This is a genomic window from Streptomyces sp. NPDC055189 (genome assembly GCF_053606765.1).
In genome coordinates this window covers 1-12,705 of sequence record NZ_JBSGSG010000144.1, presented here as the reverse complement: position 1 = coordinate 12,705, position 12,705 = coordinate 1, and the positions used below count along the sequence as shown (strand labels likewise).

General features: G+C 68.8%; 13 protein-coding genes. 8 read left to right on the top strand and 5 right to left on the bottom strand.

Annotation, left to right across the window (positions count from 1 at the left end; genetic code table 11):
* The first annotated feature begins 123 nt into the window (after positions 1–123).
* On the top strand, positions 124–1,008 hold the full coding sequence (locus tag ACWFR3_RS45245; RefSeq protein WP_453740557.1) for a LysR family transcriptional regulator: 885 nt from the start codon (positions 124–126) through the stop codon (positions 1,006–1,008).
* Here ACWFR3_RS45245 and ACWFR3_RS45240 read toward each other — a convergent pair.
* The 3 genes from ACWFR3_RS45240 to ACWFR3_RS45230 form a co-directional block, all read right to left on the bottom strand.
* Complete coding sequence (locus ACWFR3_RS45240; protein ID WP_453740556.1) at positions 989–1,483, bottom strand: molybdopterin-dependent oxidoreductase; 495 nt, start codon at positions 1,481–1,483, stop codon at positions 989–991. The two genes, ACWFR3_RS45245 and ACWFR3_RS45240, sit on opposite strands and share 20 nt — an antisense overlap.
* Positions 1,484–1,732: 249 nt before the next feature.
* Complete coding sequence (locus ACWFR3_RS45235; RefSeq protein ID WP_453740555.1) at positions 1,733–2,851, bottom strand: sugar ABC transporter substrate-binding protein; 1,119 nt, start codon at positions 2,849–2,851, stop codon at positions 1,733–1,735.
* Positions 2,852–3,206: 355 nt separating this feature from the next.
* On the bottom strand, positions 3,207–4,067 hold the full coding sequence (locus ACWFR3_RS45230) for an MBL fold metallo-hydrolase (RefSeq protein ID WP_453740559.1): 861 nt from the start codon (positions 4,065–4,067) through the stop codon (positions 3,207–3,209).
* A gap of 78 nt (positions 4,068–4,145) precedes the next feature.
* Between ACWFR3_RS45230 and ACWFR3_RS45225 the strand changes: the two genes are divergently transcribed.
* The 5 genes from ACWFR3_RS45225 to ACWFR3_RS45205 all read left to right on the top strand — a co-directional run bounded on the left by ACWFR3_RS45225 (position 4,146) and on the right by ACWFR3_RS45205 (position 8,889).
* Positions 4,146–4,580, top strand: coding sequence for a MarR family winged helix-turn-helix transcriptional regulator (locus ACWFR3_RS45225; RefSeq protein ID WP_453740554.1), 435 nt, complete (start codon positions 4,146–4,148; stop codon positions 4,578–4,580).
* Between the two features lie 210 nt (positions 4,581–4,790).
* The gene (locus tag ACWFR3_RS45220) at positions 4,791–4,994 is read left to right on the top strand and encodes a cold-shock protein (protein ID WP_100598391.1); all 204 of its coding nucleotides are present in this window, start codon (positions 4,791–4,793) and stop codon (positions 4,992–4,994) included.
* Positions 4,995–5,157: 163 nt separating this feature from the next.
* A complete protein-coding gene (locus tag ACWFR3_RS45215) occupies positions 5,158–6,687 on the top strand; it encodes a DEAD/DEAH box helicase (RefSeq protein WP_453740553.1) in 1,530 nt (509 codons plus the stop codon).
* Between the two features lie 268 nt (positions 6,688–6,955).
* A complete protein-coding gene (locus ACWFR3_RS45210; protein ID WP_453740552.1) occupies positions 6,956–7,525 on the top strand; it encodes a TetR/AcrR family transcriptional regulator in 570 nt (189 codons plus the stop codon).
* A 155-nt stretch (positions 7,526–7,680) separates the two neighbouring features.
* Positions 7,681–8,889: a GDSL-type esterase/lipase family protein gene (locus tag ACWFR3_RS45205; protein ID WP_453740551.1), complete on the top strand. Its 1,209-nt coding sequence runs from the start codon at positions 7,681–7,683 to the stop codon at positions 8,887–8,889.
* 24 nt (positions 8,890–8,913) lie between these two features.
* Here ACWFR3_RS45205 and ACWFR3_RS45200 read toward each other — a convergent pair whose 3' ends face one another.
* Positions 8,914–9,660, bottom strand: coding sequence for an ankyrin repeat domain-containing protein (locus ACWFR3_RS45200; protein WP_453740550.1), 747 nt, complete (start codon positions 9,658–9,660; stop codon positions 8,914–8,916).
* A gap of 198 nt (positions 9,661–9,858) precedes the next feature.
* On the opposite strand from ACWFR3_RS45200, the gene ACWFR3_RS45195 reads away from it, so the two are divergent.
* On the top strand, positions 9,859–10,911 hold the full coding sequence (locus tag ACWFR3_RS45195; protein ID WP_453740558.1) for a chitinase: 1,053 nt from the start codon (positions 9,859–9,861) through the stop codon (positions 10,909–10,911).
* Between the two features lie 28 nt (positions 10,912–10,939).
* Here ACWFR3_RS45195 and ACWFR3_RS45190 read toward each other — a convergent pair whose 3' ends face one another.
* On the bottom strand, positions 10,940–11,863 hold the full coding sequence (locus tag ACWFR3_RS45190) for an RNA polymerase sigma-70 factor (protein ID WP_453740549.1): 924 nt from the start codon (positions 11,861–11,863) through the stop codon (positions 10,940–10,942).
* A 199-nt stretch (positions 11,864–12,062) separates the two neighbouring features.
* Between ACWFR3_RS45190 and ACWFR3_RS45185 the strand changes: the two genes are divergently transcribed.
* Positions 12,063–12,548 (top strand): carboxymuconolactone decarboxylase family protein, encoded by a 486-nt coding sequence (locus ACWFR3_RS45185; protein ID WP_453740548.1) that lies wholly within the window; start codon positions 12,063–12,065, stop codon positions 12,546–12,548.
* The last annotated feature ends 157 nt before the right edge of the window (positions 12,549–12,705 follow it).

Genomic DNA, 12,705 nt, shown 5'->3' with positions numbered 1-12,705 from the left:
CCGGAGGGCAGGTGAACCCGGCCAGGTTGCCGCCCTGGGCCCGAGAAGATCGTCCCGCCCGACCAACACCCAAGTCAATCCTCGGGTTTCCTTGCAGACCCCCAAGCTGTAGCTTCACCCTTCATGACCCTCGACGACCTGCGCGTCTTTGTCGCCGTCTGCCGCACGGGCAGCCTCAGCGCCGTCGCCCGCGAGCTGTCGTGCACGCAGCCCGCGGTCAGCCAGCACATCAGGCGCCTGGAGCGGGAGTTGGGGCTCAGCCTGCTGGAACGCCATCCGCGCGGAGTCGTGCCCACCCCGGCCGGACAGCTCCTGCAGAACGCGGCGGCCGGCGGCCTCGGCGACATCGACCACGCCCTGCGCCGGCTGAGCGACCTGGTGCGCGGCGAGGCCGGATCGGTGCGGATCACCACCGGCGCCACCACGGTGCGGCACTTCCTGTCCGACGCGATCGTGGCCTTCCGCCGGCGTCATCCCGGGGTGAGCCTCGAATTCCAGACCGCGCACTCCAGCCGCAGTTGCTTCGACGCGCTGATCGCGGGCGGCCTCGACCTGGCGTGGATCACCCTGGGCGCACCGGTGAAGGGCATCGAGCAGCGGCCCGTCATCGAACTGCCCTGGGTCCTCGCCGTCCACCGCGACGACCCCCTGGCCGCGAAGTCGCTGATCACCACCGCCGACCTGGCCGGCATCCAGCTCATCGGGCTGCCCGAGAGCACCACATCCCGTGCCAGCCTGGACGCCTGGTTCACCGAGCGCGGCATCAGCCCGGCCTCCGACACCAGCGTCGCCGACTGGGACACCGCCCTGCTCCTCGCCGAACTGGGCCTGGGTCACGCGATCGTCCCCGACCTGCCGGGATGGCGCGGTCCCGGCCACGCCGATCTGCACCTGATCCCCATCCCGGAACTGCCCGCCCTGTGGACCGGCTGGGCGGTACGCAGCTGGGACGCCCTGTCCCCTCTGGCCAGGGCGTTCGCCGACACAGTCAGCCGCAACTACCCGTAGGTACGCGGCTCGCGCCGATCCAGATGCTGCTGATCGCGCTGATGTAGCGCGCCCCGCAGCGGTCCGTCGGCACCACGAGCTGGCTCCCCACGGCGTCCAGCTCCTGACCGTCCAGGCGGGTGGCGAGCAGGACGGGAGTATTGCCGAAGTCCGCGTCGATCTCCGCCCAGGACAGGACGGTGTGATGACCGTCCCCGCCGCTGACGGCCAGCAGGAAGCGCGAACGGTCCTTGCGGCGCCGGGGATCGAACGCCGGTCCCGCGTCGCTGACGACCTCCCGGAGCAGCGGCCCGGCGAAGGTGTGGTGCTGCGGACCGTTGGTGGCACAGTCGAAGATCACGTCCGACTCGTGCTGCTCCCATCGCTCCCGCAGGTCCGCCACGGTCAGCGTGGCGGGACGGTCGATGTCCCCGCACACGGCGAAGGCCCCCGTACGTACGGGGATCGTGCGCGTGGGCGTGCCGGGTCGGCTCATCGGATTCCCCCTCCGGACAGTCATGGCTGCCGCCAGACATACCCGGCCGCCGCTCGGGGGAATCGCGGATGCGACCCGTTCAGCCACTTTCGCCTAGCTCTTATGAGCTTGATACGAAGATCTGGCTAGCGAATCCCAGGTCTTCGTCCAAGAGCTCCTCGCCAGAGCTGTACTGCTGCACGACGGCACGGTCGTCTCCCGGCAGCCTTCCGGTCGTCTCCCGGCCGGTGGGCGCCGGCCGCCGGGGCCTCAGCCCTTGAGGCCGACCGTCGCGCACGCCGCCTTGAACTCGGCGGTGCAGATTTCGCCGGTCTTGTAGATGCCGTCCTTGATGACCGTGGACTTGATGGTGTCCCGCGTCAGGGGGCGCACCGTGACCAGGAGGGAGGGGATGTTCTTCGTGGTGGCGTTGTCGGACTTGTCCCCGGCCAGCGCGTCGTACTCGACCATGCGGCCCTGGGCGATCCGGACCGCCATCTGCGCGGCGCCGACGGCCTCTTCGGGGTAGGGCTTGTAGACGCTCATGTACTGCTCGCCCGTGACGACGCGCTGCACGGCCGACAGTTCCGCGTCCTGGCCGGTGACCGGCGGGAGGTCGGTGAGGCCGGCGGCCTTGAGGGCCTTGATCGCGCCGCCCGCCATGCCGTCGTTGGCGGAGTAGACGGCGGCGATGTTGTCCTTGCCGATCGCGGTGATCGCGTCGGTCATGTGGGTGCCGGCCGTCTTCGGCTTCCAGCCGACGGTGTCGTACGACTTGGCGATCTTCACCTGGTTCCGCAGCTGGGAGAGCGCGCCTTCCTTGAAGACGGCGGCGTTCGGGTCGGTCGGGGAACCGTTGATCATGACGATCTTGCTGTTCTTGCGGGCGCTGCCGAGCGCCTTGAGGATTGCCTGGCCCTGGACCTGGCCGACCAGTTCGTTGTCGAAGGCCACGTACCCGGAGACGGGTCCCTCGGCGAGCCGGTCATAGGCGATGACGGGAATGTCCGCTTCCTTCGCCTTCTTGACCGCTGGTGCGATCTTCTTCGCGTCCACCGCGCTCACCAGGATCACGTCGACCTGATCGGTGACCATCTGCTCGAGCTGGCTGCTCTGCTTGGCGGCGTCCTCGTCGGCGTTGGCGTAGACGAGCTTGCCCTTGTTGTTGGTGAGCTTCTTGACCTGCTTCTCGATGATGGGGTGGTCGAACTTCTCGTAGCGAGCCGTCTCCGCCTCCGGCAGGAGCAGACCGACGGTGACGTCGTCGCCCTTCTTCTCGGCCGTCTTCCCGTCGTCGTCTGAGCCCAGGAGGCTGCCGCATGCGGCGAGCGAGAGCGCCAGGGCACTCACAGAAACGGCGACGGTGGCTTCTCGCGTACGGGTTTTCATTCGCCCACTTCCTCGACCGGATCGCTGCGTTGTGATCCGAGATGGCTGAAAGCCAACCCCTCCGTGTTCCCGGCGTCAAGGAGTCAATACATAACGAGATTGCAATGGAATGTGTGTTTCAGTCTTGAACTGTCCTGCATTTACACGTGACAACTGCTGTGTCCGCAAGGCGGCGCGATGGGAGCTCCGGGCGGGTTCGCGGGATACGGCTCCTCGCCTGCTCGGAGGCAGAACGGGGCTCCGGCCTCCGCTTGCACCAGGGTGACCGGGGCCGCCCCGGTGCAGAAGGGGCGGCCCCGGCCCTCTTGCCGGTCGAGCGCCTGCCTTTTGTACTTGTTGTCAACTGGGCCCTACCTCAGAAAGCGTCCTCGGTGTCCAGGGGCTGCCACACGGCCCGTCCCTCCTCCGTGCCCACCCGCCCGAACACCACGTCGGCGAAGTGGATGCCGAAGCCGATCGTGTCGGGCTCCTGGAGTTCGGCGACGAGGCGGCGGCGGAAGTCCGTGGACTGTACGGAGTCGTGGTCGGGCGCAGCGGACCACTCGGGACGGCCGATCTGGACGGGGGAGTGGAGCGCGTCACCGAAGGCGATCAGGCGCCGTCCGGCGGAGTCCCGCCCGTCGGACGCAATGACGTAGGCGGCGTGGCCCGGCGTGTGGCCGGGGACGAAGCGGACGCGGACGCCGGGGAAGATCTCCTCGCCGTCCGTCGTGGTCCGCACCTTCGGCTCCAGCGCGGCGAGCCGCTCCTTGCTCGTGCCGTGCGCCTCCAGGAGGTGGCGCTGTGACCATTCGGGTTCGGCCACCAGGTAGTCGGCTGCCCGGGTGAAGGCCGGTCCTTCGCTGCCGGGGGCGGTGTGCCAGGCCCAGCCGATGTGGTCGGTGTGCAGGTGGGTGAAGGCGACCGCTTCGATCTCCTCGGGCCCGCGGCCGAGCGCGGCGAGGTTGTCCAGGAGTTCGCCGCCCCGGATGGCGCCTATCGCGCTGCCCGGCTCGGCCGGGAAGGACTGCGGTCCGAAACCGGCGTCGATCAGGAGGGCGCGGGCGCCGTGTTCGACCAGCAGGCCGCCGATGCCTGCCGCGAGGTGGCCGGTGTCGTCCAGATATTCGGGACGGGCGGCCCAGTCCGCCTCGGTGGTGTCCGGCAGCCAGCCGCGCGGCGTGAGCTGGACGGCTCCATCCGGTACGTACGTCACCTTCGTCTCGCCGAGCCGCAGGGAACGGATGCCGGACGGCCGACGAACCCCGAGGCGCAGGTCATCGCCGAGCGGCAGCTGTGCGGCCTGGTGAACGGGATGGCCGACCAGATCGCGGAGCACGTGCGTGAGCGGGCCGTCAGGCTGGGGCTGACCGCGCCGCAGGCGACCGCACTGCGGGAGCTGGCGGGGCCCATGACCATGCGCGAGCTGGCCGAGCGCATGAGCTGCGAGCCCTCCAACGCGACCTTCGTGGTGGACAGGCTGGAGAAGCAGGCCCTGATCGAGCGCCGCCCGCACCCCTCCGACCGTCGCGCCAAGCAGCTCGTGCTGACGCCGGAGGGTGCCGCCCTGCGGGAGCGTCTCCTGGAGCTCCTCGGTGAGGATTCGCCCCTCGGCGGCCTCACGGAAAAAGAGCAGGAGGTCCTGCGCGACCTGCTCCGGCGGGCCATTTCCCGCCCCCCGGTGAGACCAGAGGTCCGAAAATTTCCGCAATGTGGTGCGGGCGCACCGCCGGTCGGGCGAAATATGTAGAGCTTGCCCGTGCCGTGAAGCCCGTCTCGTGCTACTGTTGATCGTAGTTGCAGTTGTGGTTCCCATAAGACTTCAAGTGCCTTTGGTGGATGTATTTCCGCCGGGCACTTTTGTATTTCCGGAGAAGTTTTCCGGACGGGGCAATCAACGTGGCGACGCCGGGGTTCGCACAGTGCGGGTCCCGGGCTTGCCCCGAAGGAGATATTTAGTATGGCTACTGGCACCGTGAAGTGGTTCAACTCGGAAAAGGGCTTCGGCTTCATCGAGCAGGAGGGTGGCGGCCCGGACGTCTTCGCCCACTACTCGAACATCGCCACCCAGGGCTTCCGTGAGCTTCAGGAAGGCCAGAAGGTGAACTTCGATGTCACTCAGGGCCAGAAGGGCCCGCAGGCCGAGAACATCGTTCCTGCCTGACGCTGAAGCGTAAGACGACGCTGGTGCCCGCACCTCACGGTGCGGGCACCAGCTCGTTGCTGTTTAAAGAAGTTTTGTCTTTTTTTCGGCTCGTGCTTGCAATTCGTTCGGTTGATATTCACCGAGAATTCCTCGATGCGTGCCATATCGAGGAAGGTTCTCCATGAACCGTTCAGCTCGCACGAATGACCGCTATTCCAATCCCCGTAACAGCGGCAGCCCCCGCGGCGCCGGCGCCCGCAAGGGCGGCGGATCCCGTCCCGGCAACCGCTCCGGCGGCCAGGGACGCCGTCCCGCCGCACCGCAGGGCGAGTTCGCACTGCCGGTCACCATCACGCCGGGCCTCCCGGCCGTGGAGACCTTCGCCGAACTCGACATGCCCGCCACGCTGCTCAAGACCCTCACCGGTCTCGGCGTGACCGAGCCGTTCCCGATCCAGGCAGCCACCCTGCCCAACGCCCTCGCGGGCCGCGATGTACTGGGCCGTGGCCGCACCGGATCCGGCAAGACCCTGGCCTTCGGGCTCCCGCTCCTCGTGCGCACCGCCGGTCAGCGCGCCGAGTCGAAGCGGCCCCTCGCCCTGGTCCTGGTTCCCACCAGGGAGCTGGCCCAGCAGGTGACCGAAGCGCTCACGCCGTACGCCCGTGCCCTGAAGCTGAAGCTCGCCACGGTGGTCGGCGGCATGTCCATCGGCCGCCAGGCCGGTGCGCTGCGGTCCGGGGCCGAGGTGCTCGTCGCCACGCCCGGGCGCCTCAAGGACCTCATAGAGCGCAAGGACTGCCGCCTGGACCGGGTGAGCATCACGGTCCTCGACGAGGCCGACCAGATGGCCGACATGGGCTTCATGCCCCAGGTCACCGAGCTGCTCGACCAGGTGCGTCCCGACGGCCAGCGGATGCTGTTCTCGGCCACGCTCGACCGCAACGTCGACCTCCTGGTCCGCAGCTACCTGCACGACCCGGTGGTGCACTCGGTCGACCCCTCCAAGGGTGCGGTCACCACGATGGAGCACCACGAACTGCACGTGCACGGCGCCGACAAGATCGCTGCCGCCACCGAGATCGCGGCGCGCGAAGGCCGGGTGATCATGTTCCTGGACACCAAGCACGCCGTCGACCAGTTCACCAAGCACCTGATGGGTAGCGGCGTCCGCGCCGCCGCGCTGCACGGCGGCAAGTCCCAGCCCCAGCGCACCCGCACCCTCGCCCAGTTCAAGACCGGCGCGGTGACGGTCCTGGTGGCGACGAACGTCGCGGCCCGCGGCATTCACGTCGACAACCTCGACCTGGTCGTGAACGTCGACCCGCCCAGCGACCACAAGGACTACCTCCACCGCGGCGGCCGTACGGCCCGCGCCGGCGAGTCCGGCAGCGTCGTCACCCTGGTGACGCCGAACCAGCGGCGCGACATGAGCCGCCTCATGTCCGCCGCCGGTATCCGGCCCACGATCACCCAAGTCCGCTCCGGCGAGGCCGAGTTGAGCCGCATCACCGGCGCGAAGGCCCCCTCCGGCGTGCCGATCGCCGGCAGCGCGCCCAGCACGGAGCGCCCCAAGCGCGGCGGCGCCCCCTTCCGCGGAATGGGCACGCGCCCGGGCCAGCCCGGCCGCTCCGGCGGCGGTTCGCGCCGCACCGCCGAATCGCGCGAGATGGCAGAGGCGCGGAAGGCGGCGCGGGTGCGGCGGGCGGCCTGAGTTCAGCTTCCTGCCCGAGGGGCAGGGGCGGTTACGAGTCCGCGCCTAGCAGCGTGATTTACGGGCGGTCCGTCTGATGCATGAGCACGTGAGCTCATGCGTCAGGCGGGCCGCCCTTTGCCGTGTCGTGGGCCGTCTGACGGGGCCACGGGGTCACGGCAGGCACCCCCTGATCGTGAAGGTTATTGGCGTTGCCTTCAGTCGATGCCGATTTGCCTAAAGGTGTTAGGTAAATGCATGATGGGTGATGCCGAAGGAAGGGAAGGGCATGGTTCGTGCAGGACTGACCGCGGAGCGCCTGGCGCGCGCGGGGGCGGAGCTTGCTGATGAGGTTGGGTTCGAGCAGGTGACCGTCTCGGCGCTCGCCCGGCGGTTCGACGTCAAGGTCGCGAGTCTTTACTCGCACCTCAAGAACTCCCAGGACCTCAAGACGCGCATCGCTCTCCTCTCCCTGGAGGAACTCGCCGACCGCGGCGCAGCCGCCCTCGCCGGGCGGGCCGGGAAGGACGCCCTGATCGCGTTCGCCGACGTCTATCGCGACTACGCCCGCGAACACCCGGGGCGCTACGCCGCGGCCCAGCTGCGGCTCGACCCGGAGACGGCGGCTGCCAGCGCGGGCGTCAGGCACGCACAGATGACGCGGGCGATTTTGCGCGGCTACGACCTGACCGAGCCCGACCAGACCCACGCGGTCCGGATGCTGGGCAGTGTCTTCCACGGCTACGTGAGCCTGGAGATGGCGGGGGGCTTCAGCCACAGCGAACCCGACTCGCAGGAATCGTGGGCACGCGTCCTGGGCGCCCTCGACGCGCTGCTGCGGAACTGGCCCGCGACCTGAGGAGCGAGGGCGCGCGTGACTAGGCCTCCGCGAGGGCAGCGGCGTACCGAATCCGTGGGAGCAGTCGCGTACCGATTCCGTTCGAGCACCCGCGCACCAACGCGTCCGAGCTTCCCGACAACCAGACCTCTTGATCAGCAGGGGAGAGCAGAGCCATGCATACCGACACCGACATCACCCCCGGCCCCGGCCACGGCTGGATCACCACGCCCATCACCGCGGACATCCTGCGCGGCGCCCTCGACCTGGAGCAGACCGAGCACGGCGTCCTGCCGCACCGGCTGCCCGCGCGGGCCCGTGCCCAGTACTCCGACGGTCAGCTGGCCATGGCCGAGTCCCAGCCCAGCGGCGTACGCCTTGTCTTCCGCACCCGGGCGACCACCATCGAGCTGGACACGCTGCCCACCAAGCGCGTCTACGTAGGCGCCCCGCCCCGGCCGGAGGGCCTGTACGACCTCCTGGTCGACGGCCGCCTGGCCGATCAGGCCAGTGTGAGCGGCGGCAACATCCTGACCATCGACATGACCGCCGGAACCTTCGAGCGTGAGGCGGGCCCGATCGGCACCCTGCGTTTCGCCGAACTGCCCGACGGTGCCAAGGACATAGAGATCTGGCTGCCGCACAACGAGACCACCGAACTGGTCGCCCTGCGCACCGACGCGCCCATCGAGCCCGCCCCGGACCACGGCCGCAAAGTGTGGCTGCACCACGGCAGTTCGATCAGTCACGGCTCCGACGCGGCCAGCCCCACCACGACCTGGCCCGCACTCGCGGCTTCTCTCGGCGGTGTTGAGCTGATCAACCTCGGCTTCGGCGGCAGCGCCCTGCTCGACCCGTTCACCGCCCGCGCCATGCGGGACACCCCGGCCGACCTGATCAGCATCAAGATCGGCATCAACGTGGTCAACGCGGACCTGATGCGCCTGCGTGCCTTCGGCCCCGCCGTCCACGGCTTCCTCGACACCATTCGCGAAGGCCACCCCACCACGCCGCTGCTCGTCGTCTCGCCCGTCCTGTGCCCGATCCACGAGGACACGCCGGGACCGAGCGCGCCGGACTTCAGTGACCTCAGCTCCGGACGGCTGCAGTTCATCGCCATGGGCGATCCGGCGGAACGCGCGAGCGGAAAGCTGACGCTGAGCATCATCCGCGAGGAACTGGCCAGGATCGTGGAGCAGCGGGCGGCCGAGGACCCGAACCTCTCCTACCTCGACGGCCGTGAACTGTACGGGGACGCGGACTCCGCCGAGCTGCCGCTGCCCGACCAGATCCACCCGGACGCCGCCACTCACCGACGTATGGGCGAACGCTTCGCGAAGCTGGCCTTCACGGAGGAGGGTGCCTTCGCGGACCGACAGGCCTGAGCCGCGACCGCGCTCGCACGTGAGTCAACCGATGTCCGCGTGCCCCTTCGCGCCTTGGGCGACCAGCCAATCCACGACATCGTCGGCGTTCTGCGCGCGGGCGATGTCCAGAGGTGTCAGGTCGGCGTAGCCGATCCAGTTCACGTCCGCGCCATGCCTCAACAGGCGCTGTGCGGTGGGGAGTTGGCCGCCGTGGCAGGCGCCCCAGAAGGCGCTGGTGATCTCGGGCTCGGTGGGGGAGTCCGGGGAACCCGGGTCAGCGGCGAGGAAGGACTCGACCTGGTCGAGCAGGCCGAGGGTGGCGGCGTCCTGGAGATCCGCGTGGGCTCCGCGCTCCAGGAGCCTGCGGGCGGCCCGCCACTGGCCGAAGCCGCGTGCGTCGGCGAGCGGGGTGCCGCCGCCGATAACGGCTCCGGCGGCCTCGATGTCGGCGCCCGCGTCGATGAGGGCGTCAAGCGCGGTGACATCGTCGTTGCTGGCTGCCCAGTGCAGGGGCGTCTCGGTGTGGGCGCCGACGAAGCGGGCGTTGGGGTCGGCGCCTGCCGCGACGAGGGTGGCGATGATCTCCTCGGCGTGGGGGTAGTGACCGGGCCAGTCGGTGGCGATGTGCAGGAGGCTGCGCCGGCCCGCGGCGGGGCCGTCCTGGCTGATGCGGCTGGTGGCCAGAGCGGAGTGCTCGGCCAGGAGCTGACGCAGAACGGCGCGGTCACCCTTCCGGATCGCTTCGGTCACCGAAATGGCCAGTGGATCGCGGGAGTCGAGGATGTTCATGCGCGGGGAGGCCTCCTGCTCGATTGGTCTGGTCCAGACCTATTGACGGCAGGTCTGGACCACTTTACGGTGTGGCGCGTCGCACCACTTACGTCTCCAGGCACCACAGTCCAGGAGGTAAGCGTGTCATCCCCAACCTCTCCCCACGCCCCCACGCCGCGCCGTGCCCCGTCCCGTCTTCTGGCGGCCGGTCTTGCGATGGCCTTCGCCGTGCCGCTGCTCGTCGGCGCCGCGCCGGGCAGGGCATCATCACAGGACCGCCAGGACATCACTCGGGCTGCTGACAGCGCCCCGGCCGCCGACACATGCGCGGTCAAGTCGAAGCCCGCCGGGAAGGTGCTCCAGGGCTACTGGGAGAACTGGGACGGATCCGCCAACGGCGTTCACCCGCCGTTCGGTTGGACCCCGATCACCGACACTCGTATCCGGGACCACGGCTACAACGTGATCAACGCGGCGTTCCCCGTCATCCGCTCCGACGGCACCGTCCTGTGGGAGGACGGAATGGACTCGACGGTGAAGGTCGCCACGCCGTCCGAGATGTGCCAGGCCAAGGCGAACGGTGCCACGATCCTGATGTCGATCGGCGGCGCGACGGCAGGCATCGACCTCAGTTCGAGCAAGGTCGCCGACCGCTTCGTCGAGACCGTGGTGCCGATCCTGAAGAAGTACAACTTCGACGGCATAGACATCGACATCGAGACCGGCCTCGTGGGCAGCGGAAACATCAACCAGCTCTCCACCTCACAGGCCAACCTCGTACGCATCATCGACGGCGTCCTCGCCGGGATGCCCGCCAACTTCGGCCTGACGATGGCACCAGAAACGGCGTACGTCACCGGCGGCAGCGTGGCATACGGCTCGATCTGGGGCGCGTACCTGCCCATCGTGAAGAAGTACGCGGACAACGGCCGCCTGTGGTGGCTGAACATGCAGTACTACAACGGCAGCATGTACGGCTGCTCCGGCGACTCCTACTCCGCCGGAACCGTCCAGGGCTTCGTCGCCCAGACCGACTGCCTCAACAAGGGCCTGGTCATCCAGGGCACCACGATCAAGGTCCCCTACGACAAACAGGTCCCGGGTCTCCCCGCCCAACCGGGCGCGGGCGGCGGCTACATGGCCCCGAGCCTGGTGACCCAGGCGTGGAACCACTACAACGGTGCGCTGAAGGGCCTGATGACCTGGTCGATCAACTGGGACGGCTCCAAAGGGTGGACGTTCGGCGACAACGTGAAGCGGCTTCTCTAGCGGGCGCTTGGTGTGCGGCAGGTCGGGCTCAGCGGCCCACTGCCGTCTCCCGCTCGATGCGGGACAGCTTCTCCGGGTTGCGGACGGCGTAGAGGCCGGTGATGAGGCCGGCTTCGAGGCGTACGGCCAGGACCGTGTCGATCTCGTCGGCCGTGCGCAGGAGCAAGGCCGGGTGGCCGTTGATCTCTGCCGGTTGCAGGGTCGCGGAGGCGAGTCTCATGAGTACGTCCGCCACCTGCTCGGCTCCCACGACGGGCTCCAGTGCCGCCCGTACGACTCCGCCGCCGTCGGTCAGAAGTACGACGTCCGGGGCGATGGTGTCGAGCAGGCGCTGCAAGTCGCCTGTCTCTACCGCCTGTTGGAAGGCCGTGAGCGCGCTGCGTGACTGCGCCGGTGAGACGACCTCGCGCGGGCGGCCTGCCGCGACGTGGGCCCGTGCGCGGTGGGCGATCTGCCGGACCGTGGCGGGTGTTTTGTCGACGGCCTGAGCGATCTCTTCGTATCCGAGGTCGAAGACCTCGCGCAGCACGAAGACGGCCCGCTCGGTGGGTGCGAGCGTTTCCAGTACGAGCAGCATCGCCATGGAGACGCTGTCGGCCAACTCGATGTCCTCGGCGACATCGGGCGCGGTGAGCAGGGGCTCGGGCAGCCAGGGGCCTACGTAGGACTCCTTGCGCCGACGCAACGTACGCAGCCGGGTCAGTGCCTGGCGCGTGGTGATGCGTACCAGGAAGGCACGCGCGTCCCGAACCGTGTCCTGGTCGATGTCCGCCCAGCGCAGCCAGGTCTCCTGAAGGACGTCCTCGGCGTCGGAGGCGGAGCCGAGCATCTCGTAAGCGACGGTGAACAGCAGGTTGCGATGGGTGATGAATGCTTGGGTGGCGGAGTCCGTGTCCTCGGCGCGAGGGCTGTGCGCGGTCACGCCGGTCGGTTGCTCGGTGCGCTCGTCCATCGTGGGCTCCTGCCTGTCGCGCCTCATGTTCGTGTCACGCACAAGTCGCCGCTCTCCGCCCTCTTGTGACAGACATGTCCGGTGGCGTGCGTCACATCGGTGTGTTGTCACAGGGCCGCGGCGCCCGGCGACTTATGGGCATCAAGACGCTGCGCGGATCATCCGCGCGGCACACGATTCCACAAGCGAGGACGTTGCGATGGAACCCCGTATGAACCTGTTCGCGAACGAGACCGGTGCCAAGATCGGCAAGCGGATCTACGCCGTCAGTCAGGTGATCCAGGAGTCGCCGCTGCCCAAGCCGACCCAGGAACTCGTGCAGCTGCGTGCCAGCCAGATCAACAGCTGCGGCTTCTGCGTCGACATCCACGGCAAGGACGCCGCGGCCGCCGGCGAGACCGCGGCCCGCCTGAACCTGGTCGCCACCTGGCGCCACTCCACCGTGTTCACCGAGGCGGAGCAGGCCGCCCTGGCCCTCACCGAGGAGGGCACCCGCATCATCGACGGCTACGAGGGGGTTTCCGACGAGACGTGGGACCGGGTCCGCAAGCATTACGACGACGACCAGGTCATCGCTCTGGTCTCCCTGATCGCCATGATCAACGCGACCAACCGGCTCGGCGTAATCCTCAACAACCAGGGCGGCTCCTACGAGCCCGGCAATCTCGCCACCATCGCCGGCTGAGCACAAGCGACTCCCGCTGCCATCAAATCCCGCCGGGCCGGCCCTCGATCATTCGATCCGGGCCGGCCCGGGGGCGAGAGCGCCGCGGCCACGCCGGGGCGGTAGAACAAGGCTCAGGCGTTGGCCAGCGCACCGAGGAGTTTACAGGTCCGGGGGC